Below are 24,017 nucleotides of genomic sequence, written 5' to 3' on the forward strand. Positions count from 1 at the left end.
CTAAGCGGTCGCTTGCCCATGAGGGAACAGTCTCGTTCGTCACGTCCGCCTGGGCCGCGCCCGTACGTGCATCCGCTCCCCCTGCGGCCCGAACAGACTGAGGAACTCCACGGGCCCCTCCCCCGTCGATCCGAACCAGTGCGGGACACGCGTGTCGAACTCGGCCGCCTCTCCCGCCGTCAGCACCACGTCGTGATCGCCGAGCACCAGCCGCAGCTTCCCGGACAGCACGTACAGCCACTCGTAGCCCTCGTGGGTGCGCGGTTCGGGTTCGAGCCTCCGCTCCGGTTCCAGCACCTTGTACGCCTGGAGGCCGCCGGGCTGGCGGGTGAGCGGCCAGTGGGTGCGTCCGTAGCGCCGGATCGGCTCGGACGCGCGGATGCGCGGATCGCCGACCGGCGGCGCGCCGACCAGTTCGTCCAGCGGGACCTGGTGGGCCTGCGCGATCGGCAGCAACAGTTCCAGACTGGGTTTGCGCAGTCCGGATTCCAGCCGGGAGAGGGTGCTCACGGAGATGCCGGTCGCCTCGGACAGTGCCGCGAGGGTCACCTCCCGCTCCTTCCTGATCCGCCGCAGCCGGGGGCCCACTTCCGCGAGGACGTCGTCCGTAGTCATACGGATATTGCAGGTTCGGCAAAGTTGTTTGTCAATGCGGCAGTGTCCGGGCGACTGTCGTGGTGGAGGTGGTCATGATGAACGAGACATTCGGAAGCGGAACGTACGACGTGGTCGTGGTCGGCGGCGGGGCGGCGGGACTGTCCGCCGCGCTGGTGCTCGGCCGGGCCCGGCACCGCGCGCTGGTCGTCGACGCGGGCGAGCCGCGCAACGCGCCCTCGTCGCACATGCAGGGCTATCTGTCCCGGGACGGGATGGCACCGGCCGAGTTCCTGGCGCTGGGCCGGGAGGAGATCGCGCGCTACGGCGTGGAGCTCGTCCGGGACCGGGTCACGGGCGTCACCAGGGACGGGGACTTCACCGTCGCACTCGACGCGGGACCGGCCGTACGAGCCCGGCGGCTGGTCGTCGCCACCGGGCTGAAGGACGAACTGCCGGAGGTCCCCGGGGTCGCCGAGCGGTTCGGGCGGGACGTGCTGCACTGCCCGTTCTGCCACGGCTGGGAGGTGCGCGACGAGCCCTTCGGTGTGCTCGCGTCGAGCGCGATGAGCGTGCACCAGGCGCTGATGGTGTCCCAGTGGTCGAAGAACGTCACCTTCTTCCTGCACCGGGTCGCCGAGGAGGAGCTGTCCGACCAGGACCTGCGCCGACTGGCCGCCGCCGGCGTCGACGTGGTGCCCGGTGAGGTCGCGGAGCTGGTGGTCGAGGACGACCGGCTCACCGGGGTGCGGCTGGCCGACGGCACCGCGCACGCCCGCTCGGTGCTCTTCGTCGGGCCGCGCCCGGTGCCGCAGACGGGCCTGCTGGAGCGGCTGGGCGCCGAGATGAACGAGACCCCGTTCGGCGCGTACCCGGTGGTCGACCCGACCGGCCTGACCACGGTGCCCGGGGTCTGGGCGGCGGGCAACGCGATCGGCTTCGCCGAGCAGGTGGTGCACGCGGCGAGCGGCGGTTACCGCGCGGCGGCCGCGATCGTCGGGGACCTGCTGATGACCGACCTGGACGCCGCGGTGAACGGGTAACCGCAGGACGGCGGGGGTGTGCAGCGCCCGTCTCCGTAGCACCATGGCTCCATGCTGCTGTCCCGGCTGGCCCGTGTGTCCCAGGAGGTCGCCGCCACCTCGGCGCGGTCCCGGAAGATCGCTCTGCTCGCCGAGCTGTTCCGGGAGGCGGAGGCGGACGACGTGCCGGTCGTCATCCCGTATCTGGCGGGGCGGCTACCGCAGGGCCGTATCGGGGTCGGCTGGAAGGTGCTGAGCCGTCCGGTCGCCCCCGCCGCCGAGCCGTCCCTGACGGTGCGCGAGGTCGACGCGCTGCTCACCGCGCTCGGCGAGCTGGCCGGCCCGGGGTCCCGGGCGGAGCGGGCCCGGCTGGTCGGCGAGCTGCTGGGCGCGTCCACCGAGGGCGAGCAGCGGTTTCTGTCCGGGCTGCTCACCGGCGAGGTCCGGCAGGGTGCCCTGGACGCGGTCGCGGTGGAAGGGCTGGCGCAGGCGACCGGGGTGCCCTCGGCGGACGTACGGCGGGCGGTGATGCTGGCCGGCTCGCTCCAGTCGGTGGCCGGGGCGCTGCTGGCGGACGGTCCCGGGGCGCTGGAGCGGTTCCGGCTCACCGTCGGCCGTCCGGTGCTGCCGATGCTGGCGCACAGCGCCTCCTCGGTCGCGGAGGCGGTGGCGAAGCTGGGGGCCTGCGTGGTGGAGGAGAAGCTCGACGGCATCCGCGTCCAGGTGCACCGCGACGGCGGCACCGTCCGTGTGCACACCCGCACCCTCGACGACATCACCGACCGGCTGCCGGAAGTGACGGCGGCGGTCAGGGAGTTGCGGGGCGAGCGGTTCATCCTGGACGGGGAGGTCATCTCCTTCGGCGAGGACGGCCGTCCCCGCTCGTTCCAGGAGACCGCCGGACGGGTCGGCTCACGGGTGGACGTGGCGACGGCCGCCCGGGAGGTCCCCGTCTCCCCCGTCTTCTTCGACGCGCTCTCCGTCGACGGCCGTGACCTGCTGGATCTGCCGTTCACCGAGCGTCACGCGGAACTGGCCCGGCTGGTCCCGGAACCCATGCGGGTGCGCCGCACTCCGGTGGCGGGCCCCGAGGACCTGGGTGAGGCGGAGGAGTTTCTCGCCGAGACGCTGAAACGCGGCCACGAAGGCGTCGTGGTCAAGGGCCTGGACGCCCCCTACAGCGCCGGCCGGCGCGGCGCGTCCTGGCTGAAGGTCAAGCCCGTCCACACGCTCGACCTGGTGGTGCTGGCCGCCGAGTGGGGCCACGGCCGCCGTACCGGGAAGCTCTCCAACCTGCATCTGGGCGCCCGCACCGCCGACGGCGGCTTCGCCATGCTCGGCAAGACCTTCAAGGGCCTGACCGACGCGATGCTGGCCTGGCAGACCGAACGGCTGCGGGGGCTGTCGGTCGACGAGAGCGGATACGTCGTGACGGTGCGCCCCGAACTCGTCGTGGAGATCGCCTACGACGGCCTCCAGCGCTCCACCCGCTACCCGGCCGGCGTCGCCCTCCGGTTCGCCCGCGTGATCCGCTACCGCGAGGAAAAGCGCCCCGAGGAGGCTGACACGGTCGAGACCCTGCTCGCCACGCACCCCGAGGTACGTCCGTGAAGGGCACCCGGAGCGCCGGACTGCTGTTGTTCCGACACACCGGTCAGGGCATCGAGGTGTTGCTCGGTCATATGGGTGGCCCGTTCTTCGCCCGGCGGGAAACCGGGGCGTGGACCGTGCCGAAGGGCGAGTACGACCCCGATGAGCCGGCCTGGGAGGCGGCGCGCCGCGAGTTCCGGGAGGAACTGGGGCTGCCGCCGCCGGACGGGGAGGCGCTGCCGCTCGGGGAGGTCCGGCAGTCCGGCGGGAAGACCGTCACGGCCTGGGCGGTGGAGGCGGACCTCGACCCGGCGACGGTCGTCCCCGGCACCTTCGCGATGGAGTGGCCGCCGAAGTCGGGGCGGATCCGGGAGTTCCCGGAGCTGGACCGGGTGGCGTGGTTCCCCCTGGAGCGGGCCCGCGAGGTGATCGTCTCCGCGCAGGCCGCGTTTCTCGACCGCCTGGCGGAGCACTCGCCCTGAGGAGACCTCCCGCGTTGCGCCGCCCACCACCGCGCGGGAAGGTCGGAAAGCACAGCCCGCCCCAGGGAGGTCAGTGATGCACATCGCCACGGTGAACCCGGCGAACGGCGAGACGGTCAAGACGTACCACCCCATGGACGAGGAGGAGATCGGGCACCGGATCCAGCTCGCGGAGGCCACGTTCCGTACGTACCGGACGACGACCTTCGACGAGCGTGCCCGCCTGATGCACCGGGCCGCCGAGATCCTCGACGAGGACCGGGCGGCCATCGGCCGGGTGATCACCACGGAGATGGGCAAGCCGATCAAGCAGGCCCGCGCGGAGGCCGCGAAGTGCGCCAAGGCGATGCACTGGTACGCCGATCACGCGGCGGAGCTCCTCGCCGACGAGGAACCCGACGCCTCCGACGTGAAGGACTCCGGCGCCTCCCGGGTCCTGGTGCGCTACCGGCCGCTGGGTCCGGTGCTCGCCGTGATGCCGTGGAACTTCCCGCTGTGGCAGGTGGTGCGGTTCGCCGCGCCCGCGCTGATGGCGGGCAACGTGGGACTGCTCAAGCACGCCTCGAACGTGCCGCAGACCGCCCTGTATCTGGAGGACCTCTTCCACCGCGCGGGCTTCACCGAGGGCTGCTTCCAGACCCTGCTCATCGGCTCCGCCGCGGTCGACGACCTCCTGCGGGACGAACGGGTGAAGGCGGCCACTCTCACCGGGAGCGAGCCCGCGGGCCGCGCGGTCGCCTCCACCTGCGGGGAGATGATCAAGAAGACGGTGCTGGAGCTGGGCGGCAGCGACCCGTACGTGGTCATGCCCTCCGCCGACCTCGACCGGGCCGCCGAGACCGCGGTCACCGCGCGGACGCAGAACACGGGGCAGTCCTGCATCGCCGCCAAGCGGTTCATCGTGCACACGGACGTCTACGACGCCTTCGCCGAGCGCTTCGTCGCGGGCATGAAGGCGCTGAAGGTCGGTGACCCGATGGACGAGGAGACCGACGTCGGCCCGCTCTCCAGCGAACGGGGCCGAAGCGACCTGGAGGAGCTGGTCGACGACGCCGTCCGCGCGGGCGCCACCGTGCTGTGCGGCGGTGAGCGCCCCGACGGGCCCGGCTGGTTCTACCCGCCGACCGTCCTGGCCGGCATCGGCCGGGAGATGCGCATCCACCGCGAGGAGGCCTTCGGTCCGGTCGCCACGCTCTACCGCGCGGCGGACGTCGACGAGGCGGTACTGATCGCCAACGACACCGACTTCGGGCTGAGCTCCAACGTCTGGACTCGCGACGAGGCCGAGGTCGACCGGTTCGTACGGGACCTGGAGGCGGGGAGCGTGTACGTGAACGGGATGACGGCGTCCCATCCGGCGTTCCCGTTCGGCGGGGTGAAGCGGTCGGGGTACGGGCGTGAGCTGTCCGGGCACGGAATCCGCGAGTTCTGCAACATCACGACGGTTTGGCAGGGTGCGTGATGCCCGCGCGACTACGATCCCGACTGTGAACCGCGAAGTGACTCTGCCTCTGATCGTCGACGACCGCGGGACCTTGCAGGTGGCCGCCGCCGATGTCAGCAAGCTGCTGCGTACGGTGGGTGGGCGGTGGGTGCGGCTCGTCGAGGCGGGGGAGGACGGGCTCGACGAGGACACGGTGGCCGCGCTGACCATCGAGCTTGCGAAGCTGGCCGATCGGATCGACGTTGCTTGTATCGCCCACAGCAGTGGGGGTGCGCCGTAGGGGTTCCTGTCGGGTGCCGGGTACGGGTCGTCTGTGGTTGATCGCGCCCACGCGGCAAAGCCGCATGCCGAATACAGCCCCGCGCCCCTAGGGGTGTTCCCCGAGCGTTGCCCAGAACGTCGCCTCGTGGGTCTGGAGCAAGTGGGCGTACCGGTGTGCGCGGAATTCGTTCAGGGTTCCCTTGTCCAGGGCTGTCTGAACCGCCTTCGCGGCTGCTTCGTCCAGGGCCGGGGCCGGTTCCGCGAAGAAGTCGAAGAAGGCGCAGGCTTCGTCCCCGAAGCCGTAGTGGACGCGCAGGGCCTTCGCGATCGTCGCGCAGTAGCCGCCCCAGGCCGAGAAGTTCGCCGTGAGAGCGAGGACGATGTCGGCCGGTCCGGCGTTCAGGGCCAGCCAGGCGACGTACGCGGGATAGGACTGGCAGCCCGGCAATGGCTCGTACGCGTCCGCCTGCTCCTCGTCCACGCCGCACGCGGCCGTGAACGTCTTCAGGTGCTCCGCCGCCAGGGCCTCGCCCTCGGCCAGGGCGGTGAAGTACGCGGCCGACTCCGGGTCGGCCCGCTCCGCCAGATGCAGGAAGGCGCGGCGGTCCGCCGGGATCACCCATCGCTGCTCCAGGGCGAGCGCCGCCAGGACTGCCGGGGCCGCCTCGCCGCGGGCGATCAGCGGGACCAGGGGGTTGGCCCGCGGATCCGGGGCGAGTTCCCGGGTGGTCGTCTCCAGCAGTTCCCGGGCCGTGCGTGTCATCGCGTCCTCCGTCGCGTCGGTCACACACCAGCCTTCCCCGGAAGCGGGGCGGGGGTAACCCGGCGGTGCCGCCCGCACCGCCGGGTCGTCCGGACGGCCGGCCTCAGCGGATGGGCATGCCCGACAGGGTGCGGGCGATCACCAGGCGCTGGATCTCGCTCGTGCCCTCGAAGATGGTGTAGATCGCGGCGTCGCGGTGCATGCGCTCCACCGGGTACTCGCGGGTGTAGCCGTTGCCGCCGAGGATCTGTATGGCCTGGCCGGTGACCTTCTTGGCCGTCTCGCTCGCGAACAGCTTGGACATCGAACCCTCGGCCGCTGTGAACGGCTTGCCGTTGATCGCCATCCAGGAGGCGCGCCACACCAGGAGGCGGGCGGCGTCGATCTGGGTGCGCATGTCGGCGAGCTGGAAGGCGACGCCCTGGTTGTCGATGATCGGGCGGCCGAACTGCTCGCGCGTGGTCGCGTAGTCGAGGGCGACCTCGTACGCCGCGCGGGCGGTGCCCACCGCCATGGCGCCGACGGCCGGGCGGGAGGCCTCGAAGGTGGCCATGGCGGCGTTCTTGACGCGCTCTCCGCCCTGCTTCGCCCTCTCGCGGGCGCGGGCGAGGCGCTCGTCCAGCTTCTCCTTGCCGCCGAGCAGACAGGAGCCGGGGACGCGCACGTCGTCCAGGATGACCTCGGCGGTGTGCGAGGCGCGGATGCCGTGCTTCTTGAACTTCTGGCCCTGGGAGCAGCCGGGGGTGCCCGGCGGGATGATGAAGGAGGCGTGGCCCTTGGAGCCGAGGTCCGGATCGACGACCGCGACCACGACGTGGACGTTGGCGATGCCGCCGTTGGTCGCCCAGGTCTTGGTGCCGTTGATCACCCACTCGTCCTTGGCCTCGTCGTACACCGCGCGGGTGCGCATCGAGGCCACGTCGGAGCCGGCGTCGGGCTCGGAGGAGCAGAACGCGGCGACCTTGACGTCGTTGGCGTCGCCGTACATCTGGGGGATCCAGGTGCCGATCTGCTCCTCGGTGCCGTTGGCGAGGACGCCGACGGCGGCCAGGCCGGTGCCGACGATCGACAGAGCGATGCCGGCGTCGCCCCAGAAGAGCTCCTCCATGGCCATCGGGATGCCGAGGCCGGTTGCGTCGAAGTACTGCTGGGCGTAGAAGTCCAGGGAGTAGATGCCGACCTTGGCGGCCTCCTGGATGACCGGCCAGGGAGTCTCCTCGCGCTCGTCCCATTCGGCGGCCGCGGGGCGGATCACATCGGCGGCGAAGCCGTGCAGCCAGTCCCGGACCTCCTTCTGTTCGTCGTTGAGCTCCATGGTGAACTCGGCCATGACTCCTCCAGCGGCGCACATGCATGTTACTTGCGGTAACCCCGAGTCTGTTACCGACGGGTAGGGAAAGTCAACTCCCAGGACCGGTCGGCATCCCGTTCGATGAGCGGATCGCCTTCAGTGTTAGTTTGCGCAGGCGTCACCGAATCAGCACGGGTGGGGAGAGCTCATGAACACCACACAGCGGACCGATCAGCAGCGGACCGCCGACCGACGCCGGCGCGAACTGCTGGAGGCCGCCGACCGGGTGGTGCTGCGCGACGGCCCGGGGGCCTCGATGAACGCGATCGCCGCCGAGGCCGGCATCACCAAGCCGATCCTCTACCGGCACTTCGGTGACAAGGGAGGACTCTACGCCGCCCTGGCCAAGCGGCACACCGACGCGTTGCTGGACTCGCTGCGGGCCGCGCTGGACGCCCCGGCGGACCGGCGCGAACGGGTCGAGGCCACCCTGGACACCTACCTCTCGGCGATCGAGGCACGGCCCCAGGTGTACCGGTTCCTGATGCACCCGGCGGAGGAGTCGCAGAGCGACCAGGGCTTCGACGTCGGCAAGCACTCGGCACCGCTGCTGCGCCGGATGGGCGAGGAACTGGCCCAGGTCATCGGGGAACGGCTGGACCTCGGGCCGGGCGGCCAGCAGCTGGCCCGGGTGTGGGGGCACGGCATCGTCGGCATGATGCACGCGGCGGGCGACTGGTGGCTCGGCGAACGGCCCTGCTCACGGGCGGAGCTGGTGCGGAGTCTGGCCGATCTGCTGTGGGGGCGCCTGGCGGCCGCGGGGGACAAAGTGGGAGGTCCGGGGTTCTGACCTCACAGGTCGTGTACGGGCGCGTCCGCGGCCGGGCGCACGCGCACGGCGGAGCCGCACATCGGCGCGGCCCCTCGCTCCCAGGGGCTCAGTCCACCCGGCGCCACGAAGCCCGGGCCGCCTGCCGCATCAGTTTCCGGTGACGCCACCCCGTCAGACGGTCGGCGTAGACCCGGCCCTCCAGGTGGTCGCACTCGTGCTGCAGACACCGGGCGAAGAACCCGGTGCCGTGGACGGTGACCGGCTCGCCGGTCACCGTGAAGCCCTCGACGACCGCGTGGTCGTACCGCTCCGTCCCCGCCTCCAGGCCGGGCAGGGACAGACAGCCCTCGGGACCGCGCACCACCACCCCGTCCGTCTCCACCGGCCGCGGGTTCACCACATGGCCCAGGTGGCGGACGTCCTCGTCGTCCGGGCAGTCGTAGACGAACACCCTGAGCGGCTCGCCGACCTGGTTGGCGGCCAGACCCACACCCCGCGCCGCGTACATCGTGGCGAACAAGTCGTCCACCAGGCGGGCGAGTTCCGGGCCGAAGTCGGTGACCTCCCGGCAGGGCGCGTGCAGCACCGGATCGCCGAGCAGGGTGAGGGGCCGCACACGTCCGTGGACGCCGGGGATGGAGCCGTGTCGCATGGCGGCAAGAGTACGGTCCTTCCAGCAACGCCCGTCTCACGATGGTGCCGCGGTTCTGGAGTGCGAATGGATCTCGATAGGCTGAGGTCTCACCACGTGGCCGTCAGGCACAGACGCGGCGCGTACGCAAGGAGGATCGAGAACTGATGGCAGGCAACTCGGACCCGCTCACGCCGCGGGCCAAGCTGGCCGTGACCGCGGGCAAGGCGGTCGCGGCGGCATCCCGCGCCGCCGGGCGCGGCAGCGGTTCGGTGATCGGCGGCCGGGTGGCACTCAAGCTCGACCCCGATCTCCTGGCCCGGCTCGCGCAGAACCTGGACTGCGTCCTGGTCTCGGCGACGAACGGCAAGACCACCACCACCCGGCTCATCGCCGAGGCGCTGCGGGCCGCGGGGCCCGTCGTCTCCAACGCGCTCGGCGCCAACATGCCGGCCGGCATCACCTCGGCGCTGGCCGGTGGCTCGGAGGCCAAGTTCGGCGTCATCGAGGTCGACGAGAAGTACCTCGCGGGCGTCGCCCGGGACACCGATCCCAAGTGCATCGCGCTGCTCAACCTCTCCCGCGACCAGCTGGACCGCGCCGCCGAGACGCGGATGCTCGCGGAGAACTGGCGCGAGGGCCTGGCCGGCTCCAAGGCCGTGATCGTCGCCAACGCCGACGACCCGCTGGTGGTGTGGGCCGCGTCCTCCTCCCCCAACGTGATCTGGGTCGCCGCCGGCCAGATGTGGAAGGACGACGCCTGGTCCTGTCCGTCCTGCGGCGGTGTGATGCAGCGCCCGGGCGACGACTGGTTCTGCGGCGAGTGCGGCTTCCGCCGGCCGACGCCGAGCTGGGCGCTCTCCGGCGACCACGTGCTCGACCCGCACGGCTCCGCCTGGCCGATCCACCTCCAGCTGCCGGGCCGCGCCAACAAGGCCAACGCCGCGAGCTCCGCGGCCGTCGCCGCCGTCTTCGGGGTGCCGCCGCAGGTAGCCCTGGAGCGCATGTACCAGGTCCAGGCCGTGGCCGGCCGCTACGACGTCGTGCAGTTCGAGGGCCGTGATCTGCGCCTGCTGCTCGCCAAGAACCCCGCGGGCTGGCTGGAGACGTTCTCGCTGATCGACCCGCCGCCCACACCGGTGATCCTCTCGGTGAACGCGCGCTCCGCCGACGGCACCGACACCTCGTGGCTGTGGGACGTCGACTACACCCGGCTGACCGGCCACCCGATCTGCGTCGTCGGCGACCGGAAGCTGGACCTCGCGGTGCGCCTGGAGGTCGCGAACCAGCAGTTCCAGGTCTGCGAGAACCTCGACCAGGCGGTGCAGCTGTGCCCGCCGGGCCGGATCGAGGTCATCGCCAACTACACCGCGTTCCAGGATCTGCGCCGCCGCGTCGGCAACTGACCAACGACACCCCAGGGGACTTGAAGTGAGCGACAACCAGCTGCGGGTCGTGTGGATCTACCCGGACCTGCTCAGCACGTACGGCGACCAGGGCAACGTGCTCGTCGTGGAGCGCCGGGCGCGGCAGCGCGGCCTGGACGTGGCACGGCTCGACGTGCGCAGCGACCAGCCGATCCCGACCTCCGGCGACATCTACCTGATCGGCGGCGGCGAGGACCGCCCGCAGCGGCTGGCCGCCGAGCGGCTGCGCCGGGACGGCGGTCTGCACCGGGCGGTGGGGAACGGCGCGATCGTCTTCTCGGTCTGCGCCGGCTACCAGATCCTCGGCCACGAGTTCATCAACGACCTCGGCCAGCGCGAGCCCGGTCTCGGCCTGCTCGACGTGGTCTCGGTACGCGGCGAGGGCGCCCGGTGCGTGGGCGACGTGCTGGGGGACGTCAACCCGCAGCTGGGGCTGCCCCCGCTGACCGGGTTCGAGAACCACCAGGGCGTCACCCACCTGGGCCCCACGGCCCGCCCGCTCGCCCAGGTGCGTTTCGGCAACGGCAACGGCACCGGGGACGGCACGGAGGGCGCGTTCAACGAGACCGTCTTCGGCACGTACATGCACGGTCCGGTGCTGGCCCGCAACCCCCAGATCGCGGACCTGCTGCTGAAGCTGGCGCTCGACGTCAACGCGCTGCCGCCGACCGACGACCGGTGGTACGAGGCGCTGCGCAACGAGCGGATCTCGGCGGCGCAGCAGCCCGCCTGAGAAGGTCCGCGGACCCGCGTCCGCGGACCCGCGTCCGCGGACCGCGGACACCTGAGCGCCGGACGGGCGCAACCGGCCCGTCTGACGGCTGGTCCGCACAGGTGAGCGGGGTCGTCCAGCAGGCGGACGCCAGGTGCGGCCCCGCCCCCCGAAACCGCTAGGGTGACAGGGATCGAGCCGGACGACGCGGTCCGGTCCCGGCCCACATCGAGAAGGTTGTTTCGGGCTATGCGCATTGGTGTCCTCACCTCCGGCGGCGACTGCCCCGGCCTGAACGCCGTCATCCGGTCCGTCGTGCACCGTGCCGTCGTCGACCACGGCGACGAGGTCATCGGCTTCCGGGACGGCTGGAAGGGCCTCCTGGAGTGCGACTACCTCAAGCTCGACCTCGACGCGGTGAGCGGCATCCTCGCCCGCGGCGGCACGATCCTCGGCTCCTCCCGGGTGCGCCCCGAGCATCTGCGGGACGGCGTGGAGCGGGCCAAGGGGCACGTGGCGGAACTCGGCCTCGACGCGATCATCCCGATCGGCGGTGAGGGCACGCTGAAGGCGGCCCGGCTGCTGTCGGACAACGGCCTGCCGATAGTGGGTGTGCCGAAGACCATCGACAACGACATCGCTGTCACCGACGTCACCTTCGGCTTCGACACGGCCGTCGGCGTCGCCACCGAGGCCCTGGACCGGCTGAAGACCACCGCCGAGTCGCACCAGCGTGTGCTGATCGTCGAGGTCATGGGCCGGCACACGGGCTGGATCGCCCTGCACTCGGGTATGGCGGCCGGCGCGCACGCCGTCGTCGTACCCGAACGGCCCTTCGACATCGACGAGCTGACCGCGAAGGTCGGCGAGCGGTTCTCGGCCGGCAAGCGGTTCGCGATCGTGGTCGCCGCGGAGGGGGCCAAGCCGAAGGCCGGCACCATGGACTTCGACGAGGGCGGCAAGGACGTCTACGGCCACGAGCGGTTCGCCGGGATCGCCCGGCAGCTCTCCCTGGAGCTGGAGTCGCGGCTCGGCAAGGAGGCGCGGCCGGTGATCCTCGGGCACGTGCAGCGGGGCGGGACGCCCACGGCGTACGACCGGGTGCTGGCCACGCGGTTCGGGTGGCACGCGGTGGAGGCGGTGCACCGCGGGGAGTTCGGGCGGATGACCGCGCTGCGGGGTACGGACATCGTGATGGTGTCCCTCGCGGAGGCGGTGGAGACGTTGAAGACGGTACCGGATTCGCGGTACGCGGAGGCGGAGTGCGTGCTGTGAGCTCGCGGCGCCGGTAAGAGCTCGGTCCGCCGCGGTCCGTTGCGGGCTGCGGGCCGTGGGTGGCTTGTCGCGCCCACGCGGCGGAGCCGCACATCGATACACAGCCCCGCGCCCCTGAAGGTGTTCCCCCGACCCCGGTCACCGGTGTGGCCGGGGTCGGCCGTACTCTGAGTGCGGACGGATTGCGTACAACCTGCACGAAACGGGAGCCGGTGGATGGATCACAGCGGGCACGGCACGACCATGGATCTGCCGCCGTTCACGCTGGGGCGGGGGCTCGCCTGGTCGGCGGATTCCTTCTTCCTCATCGCCTGTCTGCTGGGGCTGGCGCTGTACGGCTGGGGCGTGGCCCGGCTGGTGCGGCGCGGTGACAAGTGGCCGGTGGGGCGGACCGTCGCGTTCGTCACCGGTGTGCTGAGCATCGGGCTCATGATGTGCACCAAGCTGAACGACTACGGCATGGTCATGTTCAGCGTGCACATGGTGCAGCACATGGTGATCAGCATGGTGTCACCGATCCTGATCCTGCTCGGCGCCCCGATCACCCTCGCCCTGCGCGCGCTGCCGCCGGCCGGACGGGGCCGCAAGGGGCCGCGCGAACTGCTGCTGATGCTGCTGCACAGCCGTTACATGCGGGTCGTCACCCACCCGGTGTTCACCATCCCGATGTTCATCGCGAGCCTGTACGCGCTGTACTTCACCCCGCTGTTCGACTTCCTCATGGGGTCGAGGGTCGGGCACATCGCGATGATGGTGCACTTCCTCGCCGTCGGCCTGGTCTTCTTCTGGCCGATCATGGGTGTGGACCCGGGTCCGCACCGGCCGGGGTACCTGATGCGAATGCTGGAACTGTTCGCGGGCATGCCGTTCCACGCGTTCTTCGGCATCGCGCTGATGATGGCGTCGACCCCGATGGTCACGACGTTCGAGAATCCGCCCGCCTCGCTCGGCGTCGAGGCCCTGTCCGACCAGAACGCGGCCGGCGGCATCGCCTGGGCGTTCAGCGAGGTCCCCTCCGTACTGGTACTGCTCGCGCTGCTGTTCCAGTGGTACGCCTCGGACCAGCGGCAGGCCAGGCGCGAGGACCGCGCCGCCGACCGGGACGGGGACAAGGAACTCGAGGCGTACAACGCCTATCTGGCCTCGCTGAACGCACGCGGGAACTGAATTCACCGTCCCCCCGATCCCCTTGAACGGGGGATTTCCACCGGTAGCATGAATACCTCAGGGGGAACCGCCGGGGGGAGCGGTGATGGCACTTCGCGCGTTCACGCACAGGGCGGGAAAAGCGGCGATTCGGAAGATCGCCGTCCTGTCGTTATTACTTCTTGTCGCCAGTGGGTGCGATTCGGTCGCGCCTTTGTTCGACGTGAAGGCGGTGGCCGCGGGGAGCGCCTCCCTCGCGCCGTTCTTCGACGAGCGCGGCGGACTCGGACGGGACGCCGACGTGCGGTCGCGGCCCGCTCACGGCGGTCTGCAGCAGGGGGACACGCCCGGCCTGTACGGAGGCACCGGTGAGGCGGCGAGCTGCGACGTCGGGCGGCTGAAGCGGTACCTCGCCGAGCCGCGCAACGACCGCAAGGCACGGGCCTGGGCCGGGGCGCTGGATCTCCGTACGGACGGGATACCGGAGTATCTCGACCGGCTCACCCCTGTTCTCCTGCGTCACGACACTCTGGTGAAGAACCACGACTACAAAAAGGGAAAGGCTGCTCCCTTCAACGCGCTGCTCCAGGCCGGAATCGCGATTCTGGTCGACGAGCAGGGGCTGCCGGCGGTGAAGTGCTCGTGCGGGAATCCGCTGCGGCCCTTCGAGGGGGACAAGAGCAGGATTTCCGTCTCGTTCGACGACGGAAACGAGAAGTGGAAGGGGTACGACCGTTCCGAGGTCGTGGTCGTGCGGCCCGCGTCCCGTGAACTGGAGCGGATCGCCCTCGTCGATGTGGAGGATCCCGACCGGGGCATCGAGCGGCCCGTGGGGACGACGGGCGGGGAGGACACCGCCTTCGACACGAGGAAGCGGCGGGCGGTGCCGTCCCTCATCGGGACCACGTTCGGTGAGGCGAGCCGCCGGCTGGCCGGGCGAGGGCTGGCGGTCGCGTACGACGGGGAGGATGTGCCGCCGGACGGTGCGCGGGTCTCGGCGTCCGATCCGGCCGCCGGGGCCGGGCTGCGGTTCGGGGCGCACGTCACGCTGAGCGTGGCGGAGGACACGGGTACGTCCGGCGGCGGGACCACTCCCCCGGGTTCGGAGCCGTCGCGGGAGACGAGGAGCCCCGGATCGCCGGTGCCGTCGCGGGAGACGAAGGTCCCTGGCTCGCCGTCGTCATCGCCGTCCGCGTCGTCCTTCGGGCCGACGAAATCCGAGCGCCCGGGGTCACCGAGCGGGGTGCCGGCGGACACGTCCGCACCGGCCGGCTCCATTGCGCCGCCCCCGCCGGACACCGGGTCCGCCCCGCCTCCTCCCCGCCCCACGCCCCCTCCGACGCACCCGGGGACTCCCGGGACCGGATCCCCGCCTCCCGGCTCGACCGCATCGCCGCCGAGGACCACCGCCTCCTCGCCCCCGGCCGGCGGCCCCGTCACGAGCAGCGCGCCCCCACCGCCGACCGGCGCGCCGGCGGGCAGCGCTCCGGCCACGGGTGTGCCCGCCACCCCCGAAGCACCCGCCACGAGCGCCCCCGCCGAGCGCCCCCGCCGAACCCGGGAGTGACCGGATGCCCTCATCACCGACGTCGGGAGTGGGCCGGGTCATCGCCGGCCGCTATCTGCTGCTGCACCGGCTGGGCAGCGGCGGCATGGGACACGTCTGGCTCGCCCACGACCAGAGACTCGCGTGCGAGGTCGCGCTGAAGGAGGTCGTGTTCGGTGACCCGGCCGAGCCCGGCCAGGAGCGGGAGGCCCGGGTCGCCCGGGCCCGCGCGGAGGCCCGGCACGCGGCGGGTCTGCGCGGTCACCCCCACGTGGTGACCGTGCACGACGTGCTGGAGCACGAGGGGCTGCCGTGGATCGTCATGGAGTACGTGGCGGGCGCCGTCGATCTGCGGGAACTGCTCGCCCGGGGCGGCCCGCTCGCCCCGGCCGAGTGCGCCCGGATCGGGCTGGCCGTGCTGGACGCGCTGACCGCCGGGCACGAGCGGGGCGTGATGCACCGGGACGTGAAACCGGCGAACATCCTGCTGGCCCCGGACCGCACCGGATCACCGTACGGGCGGGTGCTGCTCACCGACTACGGCATCTCCGTGCAGCCGGACACCGGGGAGACGCGGTACACGATGGCGTCCGCGCTGGTCGGCACGGCGGGCTATCTGGCGCCGGAGCGGGCCACCGGAGGTCCGCCCACCCCCGCGGCCGACCTGTTCTCGCTGGGCTGCACGCTCTACCACGCGGTGGAGGGACGCGGCCCCTTCGCGCGGGAGTCCCCGCTGGCGTCGGTCACCGCGGCGGTGCTGGAGGACCCGCGTGCGCCGGCGCGGGCGGGCGCGCTGGAGCCGGTGCTGCGGGGGCTGCTCACCAAGGATCCGGACCTGCGGGTGACGGCGCGGGAGGCGGAGGCCGAGCTGGCGCGGATCGTGACGCCCCAGACGGAGGCGTACGCGCGGACGCAGACGGACCTCGGTTCCCAGCCGCCCTGGGCCGCCTCGGCGCCCGGAGCGGACCCCCGTGGTCCCGTCGCCGGCGGCGCCCGTCGGCGCTCCCGCCCGCACGCGCTGCGCGCGGTCCTCGCCGGCGGGCTGGGCCTGGTGCTGGCGCTGGGCGGTGCCTGGTACGCGCTGGCCGACCGGGAGAGCGGCGGCGGGGCGGCGGTTCCGTACGGGGAGGCCGTCGGGCTGGTCAAGCCGCTGAAGGCGGGCGACTGCGTGCTGGCCGACTGGCCCGGCGGTGCCCGGTTCACCGGCACGCCCCGGCTGACCCTCGACCCGACCTGCGCGGACCAGGCGCCCGACGGGCAGGTCGTGGCGTTCGTCGAGGCCGCCTCGGACGGGGAGGCGCGGGAGCGGGGCCCGGACCTGTGCGAGGAGCGGACGCGGGAGCTGCGCGGCCGGCTGGCCGACGTCCGCGGCCTGGCCGTCGTACCGACGGCGGACGGGTTCGAGGCGGCCGGGGGGCGTACCGCCTGTCTGGTGCTGGGGGCGCACGGGCCGGTGTACGGACCGCTCGGGGACCGGCGCCGCCCGGGGACGGCGTTCGCCGACACGGCGACGATGCAGCGGCGGGACTGTCTGGACGTGCGGTCCCGCCGGGAGGCGCGGCTGGTGTCGTGCGACGGGACGTACGACGAGCAGGTGCTCGGGTTCACCCGGCTGGGCGAGGACGTCACGCTCGCCGAGGCGCGCACCGAGTCGGACCCGGCGTGCGCGCGCGAGGTGCCGCCGCGTGACTACGGCTTCGACCCGTCGGTCCACGAAGCGGGGTCGTGGACCAGCGAGGGGCCCTGGAAATCGGGCACACATGTCGTCGTGTGCACCGTAAGGAGGCAGAACGGGGGCACCATGGAGGGAGCCGAACCATGAGGAGGGTGTTGCGATGCCCGGTTCCACGAACGGTTCCACGTCGACGAAGACCATGGGAGTGCTCACCGTCGGCGGTCTGGTCGCCGTGACGGCGTACACGGTGGCGCTCGGCAGCAACGGCTGGCTGTGGTTCGGCTGGGTCGTCCTGGGGCTGATCACCTTGGGAATGGTCGCCACCCGCAGCACCTGAGGAGTGCCCGGGGCGGCCGGCCTCACCGGGGGGTGAGCCGCCCCTTCAGGTGCACCCCCGGCTGGTACTTCGGCAGCCGGACGGTGATCTTCATGCCCGCGCCGACGGCGGTCTCGATGACGAGGCCGTGGTCGTCGCCGTAGACCTGACGGAGCCGGTCGTCGACGTTGGACAGTCCGATGCCGCCGGTGGGGCTGACCTCGCGGGCGAGGATGCGGCGCAGCAGGCCGGGGTCCATTCCGGCACCGTCGTCCTCGATGACGACGAGGGCCTCGGCGCCGGCGTCCTGCGCGGTGATCTGGATGTGGCACGTGTCGGCCTTGCCCTCCAGGCCGTGCTTGACGGCGTTCTCCACCAGTGGCTGGAGGCAGAGGAAGGGCAGCGCGACCGGCAGCACCTCGGGGGCGATCTGCAGCGTCACGGCGAGGCGGTCGCCGAAGCGTGCCCGCACCAGGGCCAGATAGTGGTCGATGGCGTGCAGTTCGTCGGCGAGGGTGGTGAAGTCGCCGTGCCGGCGGAACGAGTAGCGGGTGAAGTCGGCGAACTCCAGGAGCAGTTCGCGGGCCCGCTCGGGGTCGGTGCGCACGAACGAGGCGATCACGGCGAGCGAGTTGAAGATGAAGTGCGGGGAGATCTGGGCGCGCAGGGCTCTGATCTCGGCCTCGATGAGTCGGGTGCGGGACTGGTCGAGGTCGGCGAGTTCGAGCTGGACGGAGACCCAGCGGGCGACCTCCCCGGCGGCCCGGACGAGGACGGCGGACTCGCGGGGCGCGCAGGCGACGAGCGCGCCGTGCACCCGGTCGTCCACGGTGAGCGGGGCGACGACCGCCCAGCGCACCGAGCAGTCGGGGGTGTCACAGGTGAGCGGGAAGGCCTCGCCGCGGCCGGTGTCGAGGGGGCCGCCGAGGCGTTCCATGATCTCGGCGCGGTGGTGGGCGCCGGCGCCGTCCCAGACGAGGACCTGTTCGCGGTCGGTGAGGCAGAGCGCGTCCGTGCCGAGCAGGGAGCGCAGTTTGCGGGCCGACTTGCCGGCGGTCTCCTCCGTCAGGCCGGCCCGCAGCGGGGGCGTGGCCAGGGAGGCGGTGTGCAGGGTCTCGAAGGTGGCGTGCTCGACGGGGGTGCCGAGTCCGGCGAGGCCGGCGGGGCGGGCGGTGCGCCGGCCGATCCAGAACCCGGCGGCCAGCAGGGGCAGGACGGCGACGAGCAGACCGGCGAGGAAACCGCTCATGCGGACACCTCCGTACGGAGTTCCTCCGGCAGGTGGAAGCGGGCCAGTACCGCCGCCGTGCCGGGCGGCACCCGGCCGGGGGTGGCCAGGGACACCAGGATCATGGTGAGGAAGCCCAGCGGCACCGACCACAGCGCGGGCCAGGCCAGCAGGGCGTGCCAGGGTCCCGTGCCCGGGTATCCGGCCATGGTCGCGGCGACGGCGGCGAACGCGGAGCCACCGCCCACCAGCATCCCGGCCGCCGCGCCGGGCGGGGTCAGCCGGCGCCACCAGATGCCGAGGACGAGCAGCGGGCAGAACGACGAGGCGGAGACGGCGAAGGCGAGTCCCACCGCGTCGGCCACCGGCAGTCCGCCGACCAGGAGGCTCGCCCCGAGGGGTACGGCCATCGCGAGGACGGTGCCGAGCCGGAAGTGCCGTACGCCGCGCGAGGGGAGCACGTCCTGGGTGAGCACGCCGGCCACGGCCATGGTGAGTCCGGAGGCCGTCGACAGGAACGCGGCGAAGGCGCCCCCGGCGACCAGCGCCCCGAGGAGGTCGCCGCCCGTCCCGCCGATCATCCGGCCGGGCAGGAGCAGGACGGCGGCGTCCGCGTCGCCGGTGAGGGTGAGTTCGGGCGCGTAGAGACGGCCGAGGGCTCCGTAGACCGGGGGGAGGAGGTAGAAGGCGCCGATCAGGCCGAGGACCGCGACGGTGGTGCGGCGGGCGGCCACGCCGTGCGGGCTGGTGTAGAAGCGGACCACGACGTGGGGCAGTCCCATGGTGCCGAAGAAGGTGGCGAGGATCAGCCCGTACGTCGCGTACAGCGGGCGTTCCTCGCGGGACTCGGCCCGGGAGGGCGACAGGGCGTCGTCGGCGTCGCGCCCGGCGGCGGGGACCTCGGTGCCCTCGGCGAAGGTGAGCCGGGTGCCGCCGTCGATGCGGTGCGTGCCGACGGGCAGGCTCACTTCGGTGCCGTCGTGGTCGCGGCCGTCGACGGTGCCGTCCACCGTGACGGTGAGCGGTCCCTCGAGCCGGAGGTCGAGGGTGTCGTCGACGCGCACCACCCGCTGTTCGCGGAAGGCGGCCGGCTCGTCGAAGGCGTGGCTGGGGCCGCCGTCGCTCTGCCAGGCGGCGATCAGGAAGAGGGCGGGGACGAGCAGGGCGGTGAGTTTCAGCCAGTACTGGAAGGCCTGCACGAAGGTGATGCTGCGCATGCCGCCCGCGCCGACGATGACGGTGACCACCACGGCGACGATCACTCCGCCGAGCCAGTCGGGCGCTCCGGTGAGGACGGTCAGGGTGAGCCCCGCGCCCTGGAGCTGCGGCAGCAGGTACAGCCAGCCGACGCCGACGACGAAGGCGCCCGCGAGTCGTCGTACCGTCTGCGAGGCGAGCCGGGCCTCGGCGAAGTCGGGCAGGGTGTAGGCGCCGGAGCGGCGCAGCGGGGCGGCGACGAACAGCAGCAGCACCAGGTAGCCGGCGGTGTAACCGACCGGGTACCAGAGCATGTCCGGGCCCTGGACGAGGACGAGTCCCGCGATGCCGAGGAAGGAGGCGGCGGAGAGGTACTCGCCGCTGATGGCGGCCGCGTTGAGGCGGGGGCCGACGGTGCGGGAGGCGACGTAGAAGTCGGAGGTGGTGCGGGAGATGCGCAGGCCGAAGGCGCCGACGAGGACGGTCGCGAGGACGACGAGGGCGACGGCGGGAACGGCGTAGGTGGAGTTCACGGTGCTGGAGGTCCCCGGTCTCAGCGGTCCTCGACGAGCCGCACGAAGTCGCGTTCGTTGCGTTCGGCGCGGCGCACGTACCAGCGGGCGAGCAGGACCAGCGGGGGGTAGAGCCCGAAGCCGAGCACCGCCCACTCCAGGCGGCGGGCGTCCGGGGCGACGGCGAAGACCAGCGGGAGCGGGCCGATGAGCAGGGCGAGGACGGCGAACCCGGCGAGCCCGGTGCGCAGTTGGATGCGCATCAGGGAACGGACGTAGGTGTGGCCGAGGGTGGTCTGCTCGTCGATCTCGGTGCGCGGACGGTAGTAGCCGGAGGAACGGCGGGCGCGGCGGGGCGGGCCGGTGACGACCACACGGCGTTCGGTCGGGTCCTGGGGCATGTGCGCTCCCCCTGCCTAGCTCGTGGTCCGGCGCATCAGCAGGTCCCGCAGTTCGCGGGCGTGCCGCCGGCTGACCTGGAGTTCCTCGGAGCCGATCAGGACGCTCACGGTGCCCGCGTCGAGCCGGAGTTCGCCGATGTGGCGCAGGGCGACCAGATGGCGGCGGTGGATGCGCACGAAGCCGCGGGAGCGCCAGCGCTCCTCCAGGGTGGACAGCGGGATCCGTACGAGGTGGCTGCCCTTGTCGGTGTGCAGGCGGGCGTAGTCGCCCTGGGCCTCGACGTGGGTGATGTCGTCGACGGCGACGAAGCGGGTCACGCCGCCGAGTTCGACGGGTATGTGCTCGGGGTCGGGTTCGTGCACGGGGATGCGCGGGGCGGTGGTGCCGCGCTGCGCGGCACCGCGCAGTTCGACGGCGCGGCGGACCGCCTCGGCCAGCCGTTCCTTGCGGACGGGTTTGAGCACGTAGTCGACGGCCTTGAGGTCGAAGGCCTGGACGGCGAAGTCCTCGTGGGCGGTGACGAACACGACGAGCGGCGGCCGGGCGAACCCGGTGAGCAGCCGGGCCAGGTCGAGGCCGTCGAGGCCGGGCATCTGGATGTCGAGGAAGACGACGTCGATGGCCTCGGGCCCGTCGGGTCCCGACTCCAGGGCGCGGTTGATGCGGCGCAGCGCCTCGGTGGCGTCACCGGCGCCCTCGGCGCTGCCGACGCGAGGGTCGGCGTTCAGCAGGTAGAGCAGTTCCTCCAGTGAGGGGCGTTCGTCGTCGACGGCCAGGGCGCGCAGCATGAAGGTGGAGTGTAGGGGTGTTTTCCACGTCTGGACATGCCCCGGACATGGGCGTTTCCGCTGGATACAGTGCCCGCATGAACAGCAGGCCCGCATCGTTCGACGAGCTCGACCGGAAGATCGTCACCGCGCTGATGGCGAACGCCAGGACGTCCTTCGCCGAGATCGGCGCGGTCATCGGGCTGTCGGCGACGGCGGTCAAGCGCCGGGTGGACCGGCTGCGCGAGACCGGGGTGATCACCGGCTTCACGGCGACGGTACGGCCGTCCGCGCTGGGCTGGCGCACCGAGGCGTATATCGAGGTGTACTGCGAGGGGGCGGCGCCGCCCCGGCGGCTGGCGGAGGTGGTGCGCAACCATCCGGAGATCGCCGCGGCGATGACGGTGACCGGCGGCGCGGACGCGCTGCTGCACGTGCGGGCGCGGGACGTGGAGCACTTCGAGGAGGTGCTGGAACGGATCCGCCAGGAGCCGTTCATCCGGAAGACGATCAGCGTGATGGTGCTGTCGCATCTGCTGCCGGACAGTCCTGAGGCAGGAGTGAGCCAGCCCGCCCCGGAGGGCGCATCAGACGTGCGCTGAAGAGGTGAACTGCGCAGCGTTCCTGCGTGAACACGCAGCTCTTGTTCCTTGTCGACCGTATCGCTCGCTTCCTACCGTGGTCTCACCCCTGTCGAGACCGCGTGGAAGCGGAGGAACCCCTCTGTGCCCGACTTCCGTGTGGCGTCCCGGCGGCGATACCTCGTCTGCGAACCCAGACACTTCGCCGTGCGGTACGCGATCAACCCCTGGATGCATCCCGACCGTCCCGTCGACCTCTCTCTGGCCAGGCGCCAGTGGCGGACGCTGGTCGACGCCTACCGCGACCACGGTCATACGGTGGAGACCGTGAAGCCGGAGCCCGCACTGCCCGACATGGTGTTCGCCGCGAACGCGGCGGTCGTCGTGGAGGGCCGTGTCTTCGGCTCCCTGTTCCTGGCGCCCGAGCGGCGCCCGGAGTCCGTGCCGTACGAGGCCTGGTTCAAGGCCGAGGGGTACGAGGTGCACCATCCCGGGTCGGTGTGCGAGGGCGAGGGCGACCTGGTGCCCGCCGGGCGCTGGATCCTCGCCGGCACCGGTTTCCGCACCACCCGCGAGGCGCACCGCGAGGTGCAGGAGTTCTTCGGGGTGCCGGTGATCGGCCTGACGCTGGTGGATCCGTACTTCTACCACCTGGACACGGCGCTGTTCGTGCTGGACGAGGAGAACGTCGCGTACTACCCGGAGGCGTTCTCGCCGGGCAGCCGCGAGGTGCTCACCCGGCTGTATCCGGACGCAGTGCTCGCGACCCGTGAGGACGCGATGGCGTTCGGGCTGAACTCCGTCTCCGACGGACGCCATGTGTTCGTCTCCCCCGGGGCCACCGCCCTCGCCGCCCGGCTCGCCGACCGCGGCTACGTTCCCGTCCCCGTCGACCTGTCCGAGTTCCACAAGGCGGGCGGGGGCATCAAGTGCTGCACACAGGAGATCCGCTCATGACCTCTGTCGTCCCCGCGCGTACGTCCGCCGAGCTGATCGGCGCGGAGGAGCCGGTCCTCGCGCACAACTACCACCCGCTGCCCGTGGTCGTCGCCCGCGCGGAGGGCGCGTGGGTGGAGGACGTGGAGGGCCGACGGTACCTCGACATGCTGGCCGGCTACTCGGCGCTCAACTTCGGCCACCGGCATCCGGCGCTGATCGAGGCGGCGCACCGCCAGCTGGACCGGCTCACGCTGACCTCGCGCGCGTTCCACAACGACCGGCTGGCCGAGTTCGCGGAGCGGCTGGCCGCGCTGACCGGGCTGGACATGGTGCTGCCCATGAACACCGGCGCGGAGGCGGTGGAGAGCGGGATCAAGGTGGCCCGCAAGTGGGCCTACGACGTGAAGGGCGTCCCGGCCGACCGGGCGACGATCGTGGTGGCGGCGGACAACTTCCACGGCCGTACGACGACGATCGTGAGCTTCTCGACGGACGAGGTCGCACGGGCCGGGTTCGGGCCGTTCACCCCGGGCTTCCGGGTGGTGCCGTACAACGACCTGGCGGCGCTGGAGGCGGCGGTCGACGAGACGACGGCGGCGGTGCTGATCGAGCCGGTCCAGGGCGAGGCGGGCGTGATCGTCCCGGACGACGGCTACCTCGCCGGGGTGCGGGAGCTGACGCGCCGCGCGGGGTGCCTGTTCGTCGCGGACGAGATCCAGTCGGGCCTGGGCCGCACCGGCCGTACGCTCGCCGTGGAGCACGAGTCGGTCGTCCCGGACGTGGTGCTGCTCGGCAAGGCGCTGGGGGGCGGCATCGTCCCGGTGTCCGCGGTGGTGGCCCGGCGGGAGGTGCTCCAGGTGCTCCATCCTGGTGAGCACGGGTCGACCTTCGGCGGCAATCCGCTGGCCGCGGCGGTCGGTACGGCCGTGGTGGAACTGCTGGAGACGGGCGAGTTCCAGCGCCGGGCGGCGGAACTGGGCGGCATCCTGCGCGAGGGCCTGGAGTCGCTCGTCGGCAAGGGCGTCGTCGGCTTCCGCTCCCGCGGCCTGTGGGCGGGCGTGGACGTCGACCCGGCGCTCGGCACCGGCCGTGAGATCAGCGAGCGCCTGATGCGGGAGGGCGTCCTGGTCAAGGACACCCATGGTTCCACCATCCGCCTGGCCCCGCCGCTGACCGTCACGGCGGAGGAACTCCAGGGTGCCCTGCACACCCTGGAGAAGGTTCTGGCCCGACAGGTCTGAGCCGCTGCCGTCTCCCCGCCCGGGCCCGGCGGGGAGTCGGCACCGGGCCGGCCGATCCCACAAAGCCCACAAACCCCCCCCAGGGTGGAGATTGGGTCCAGTGGGTTATAAACAACGTACGCTGACGACGATTTATGGGTTGT

General features: G+C 72.1%; 24 protein-coding genes. 16 read left to right on the top strand and 8 right to left on the bottom strand.

What is annotated here, in order from left to right:
- Positions 1-39: 39 nt before the first annotated feature.
- A complete protein-coding gene (locus tag ACFXAE_RS31615) occupies positions 40-615 on the bottom strand; it encodes a helix-turn-helix domain-containing protein (RefSeq protein WP_384721548.1) in 576 nt (191 codons plus the stop codon).
- A 77-nt stretch (positions 616-692) separates the two neighbouring features.
- Here ACFXAE_RS31615 and ACFXAE_RS31620 point away from each other — a divergent pair, with 77 nt between their 5' ends.
- The 5 genes from ACFXAE_RS31620 (at position 693) to ACFXAE_RS31640 (ending at position 5,412) form a co-directional block, all read left to right on the top strand.
- Positions 693-1,637 (top strand): NAD(P)/FAD-dependent oxidoreductase, encoded by a 945-nt coding sequence (locus ACFXAE_RS31620; RefSeq protein WP_384721551.1) that lies wholly within the window; start codon positions 693-695, stop codon positions 1,635-1,637.
- A 51-nt stretch (positions 1,638-1,688) separates the two neighbouring features.
- Positions 1,689-3,227 (top strand): ATP-dependent DNA ligase, encoded by a 1,539-nt coding sequence (locus ACFXAE_RS31625; protein ID WP_384721554.1) that lies wholly within the window; start codon positions 1,689-1,691, stop codon positions 3,225-3,227.
- Positions 3,224-3,688, top strand: coding sequence for an NUDIX domain-containing protein (locus ACFXAE_RS31630; protein WP_384721557.1), 465 nt, complete (start codon positions 3,224-3,226; stop codon positions 3,686-3,688). The genes ACFXAE_RS31625 and ACFXAE_RS31630 overlap by 4 nt, the downstream gene beginning before the upstream one ends.
- Before the next feature lie 76 nt (positions 3,689-3,764).
- Positions 3,765-5,150 (top strand): NADP-dependent succinic semialdehyde dehydrogenase, encoded by a 1,386-nt coding sequence (locus tag ACFXAE_RS31635; RefSeq protein ID WP_384721560.1) that lies wholly within the window; start codon positions 3,765-3,767, stop codon positions 5,148-5,150.
- Between the two features lie 25 nt (positions 5,151-5,175).
- Positions 5,176-5,412 (top strand): DUF6213 family protein, encoded by a 237-nt coding sequence (locus ACFXAE_RS31640; protein WP_004991175.1) that lies wholly within the window; start codon positions 5,176-5,178, stop codon positions 5,410-5,412.
- 87 nt (positions 5,413-5,499) lie between these two features.
- Here ACFXAE_RS31640 and ACFXAE_RS31645 read toward each other — a convergent pair whose 3' ends face one another.
- Entirely contained in the window at positions 5,500-6,156 is a 657-nt protein-coding gene (locus ACFXAE_RS31645) for a transcriptional regulator (protein ID WP_384721564.1), read from the bottom strand.
- A 103-nt stretch (positions 6,157-6,259) separates the two neighbouring features.
- On the bottom strand, positions 6,260-7,486 hold the full coding sequence (locus ACFXAE_RS31650; protein ID WP_384721567.1) for an acyl-CoA dehydrogenase family protein: 1,227 nt from the start codon (positions 7,484-7,486) through the stop codon (positions 6,260-6,262).
- 169 nt (positions 7,487-7,655) lie between these two features.
- Between ACFXAE_RS31650 and ACFXAE_RS31655 the strand changes: the two genes are divergently transcribed.
- Positions 7,656-8,297 carry a TetR family transcriptional regulator gene (locus ACFXAE_RS31655; protein ID WP_384721570.1) on the top strand — a complete coding sequence of 214 codons (642 nt, stop codon included), beginning with the start codon at positions 7,656-7,658 and terminating at the stop codon, positions 8,295-8,297.
- An 88-nt stretch (positions 8,298-8,385) separates the two neighbouring features.
- Here ACFXAE_RS31655 and def read toward each other — a convergent pair whose 3' ends face one another.
- Positions 8,386-8,931, bottom strand: a complete 546-nt coding sequence (def, locus tag ACFXAE_RS31660) for a peptide deformylase (protein WP_384721573.1) — start codon at positions 8,929-8,931, stop codon at positions 8,386-8,388.
- A gap of 146 nt (positions 8,932-9,077) precedes the next feature.
- Between def and ACFXAE_RS31665 the strand changes: the two genes are divergently transcribed.
- The 7 genes from ACFXAE_RS31665 to ACFXAE_RS31695 all read left to right on the top strand — a co-directional run bounded on the left by ACFXAE_RS31665 (position 9,078) and on the right by ACFXAE_RS31695 (position 17,028).
- Positions 9,078-10,316 carry a MurT ligase domain-containing protein gene (locus ACFXAE_RS31665; RefSeq protein ID WP_384721576.1) on the top strand — a complete coding sequence of 413 codons (1,239 nt, stop codon included), beginning with the start codon at positions 9,078-9,080 and terminating at the stop codon, positions 10,314-10,316.
- 25 nt (positions 10,317-10,341) lie between these two features.
- Entirely contained in the window at positions 10,342-11,070 is a 729-nt protein-coding gene (locus ACFXAE_RS31670; protein WP_217135366.1) for a type 1 glutamine amidotransferase, read from the top strand.
- A gap of 228 nt (positions 11,071-11,298) precedes the next feature.
- Positions 11,299-12,324, top strand: coding sequence for a 6-phosphofructokinase (locus ACFXAE_RS31675; RefSeq protein WP_384721580.1), 1,026 nt, complete (start codon positions 11,299-11,301; stop codon positions 12,322-12,324).
- A 216-nt stretch (positions 12,325-12,540) separates the two neighbouring features.
- Positions 12,541-13,491, top strand: a complete 951-nt coding sequence (locus ACFXAE_RS31680) for a cytochrome c oxidase assembly protein (protein WP_384721583.1) — start codon at positions 12,541-12,543, stop codon at positions 13,489-13,491.
- A gap of 202 nt (positions 13,492-13,693) precedes the next feature.
- Positions 13,694-15,037, top strand: coding sequence for a DUF6777 domain-containing protein (locus ACFXAE_RS31685; protein ID WP_384721614.1), 1,344 nt, complete (start codon positions 13,694-13,696; stop codon positions 15,035-15,037).
- Between the two features lie 4 nt (positions 15,038-15,041).
- Positions 15,042-16,838, top strand: a complete 1,797-nt coding sequence (locus ACFXAE_RS31690; protein WP_384721586.1) for a protein kinase — start codon at positions 15,042-15,044, stop codon at positions 16,836-16,838.
- Between the two features lie 13 nt (positions 16,839-16,851).
- Positions 16,852-17,028, top strand: a complete 177-nt coding sequence (locus ACFXAE_RS31695; protein ID WP_030865508.1) for a membrane protein — start codon at positions 16,852-16,854, stop codon at positions 17,026-17,028.
- 22 nt (positions 17,029-17,050) lie between these two features.
- Here the strand turns inward: ACFXAE_RS31695 and ACFXAE_RS31700 are convergent, their stop codons facing one another.
- Genes ACFXAE_RS31700 through ACFXAE_RS31715 form a run of 4 tightly spaced genes read right to left on the bottom strand, consistent with a single transcriptional unit; the run spans position 17,051 to position 21,134 of the window.
- On the bottom strand, positions 17,051-18,256 hold the full coding sequence (locus ACFXAE_RS31700; protein WP_384721590.1) for a sensor histidine kinase: 1,206 nt from the start codon (positions 18,254-18,256) through the stop codon (positions 17,051-17,053).
- Positions 18,253-19,965, bottom strand: coding sequence for a cation acetate symporter (locus ACFXAE_RS31705; protein ID WP_384721593.1), 1,713 nt, complete (start codon positions 19,963-19,965; stop codon positions 18,253-18,255). Before ACFXAE_RS31705 ends, ACFXAE_RS31700 begins: the two co-directional genes overlap by 4 nt.
- 20 nt (positions 19,966-19,985) lie before the next feature.
- Positions 19,986-20,345: a hypothetical protein gene (locus ACFXAE_RS31710; protein ID WP_384721596.1), complete on the bottom strand. Its 360-nt coding sequence runs from the start codon at positions 20,343-20,345 to the stop codon at positions 19,986-19,988.
- Positions 20,346-20,360: 15 nt separating this feature from the next.
- Positions 20,361-21,134 carry a LytR/AlgR family response regulator transcription factor gene (locus ACFXAE_RS31715; RefSeq protein ID WP_384721599.1) on the bottom strand — a complete coding sequence of 258 codons (774 nt, stop codon included), beginning with the start codon at positions 21,132-21,134 and terminating at the stop codon, positions 20,361-20,363.
- A gap of 77 nt (positions 21,135-21,211) precedes the next feature.
- On the opposite strand from ACFXAE_RS31715, the gene ACFXAE_RS31720 reads away from it, so the two are divergent.
- The 3 genes from ACFXAE_RS31720 (at position 21,212) to rocD (ending at position 23,874) form a co-directional block, all read left to right on the top strand.
- The gene (locus tag ACFXAE_RS31720; protein ID WP_384721602.1) at positions 21,212-21,715 is read left to right on the top strand and encodes an Lrp/AsnC family transcriptional regulator; all 504 of its coding nucleotides are present in this window, start codon (positions 21,212-21,214) and stop codon (positions 21,713-21,715) included.
- 123 nt (positions 21,716-21,838) lie between these two features.
- Positions 21,839-22,651 (top strand): dimethylargininase, encoded by an 813-nt coding sequence (ddaH, locus tag ACFXAE_RS31725; protein WP_384721605.1) that lies wholly within the window; start codon positions 21,839-21,841, stop codon positions 22,649-22,651.
- Complete coding sequence (gene rocD / locus ACFXAE_RS31730; protein WP_384721608.1) at positions 22,648-23,874, top strand: ornithine--oxo-acid transaminase; 1,227 nt, start codon at positions 22,648-22,650, stop codon at positions 23,872-23,874. Before ddaH ends, rocD begins: the two co-directional genes overlap by 4 nt.
- Positions 23,875-24,017 lie beyond the last annotated feature (143 nt).

It is taken from the genome of Streptomyces sp. NPDC059454, from assembly GCF_042749965.1.
Lineage (GTDB): Bacteria > Actinomycetota > Actinomycetes > Streptomycetales > Streptomycetaceae > Streptomyces.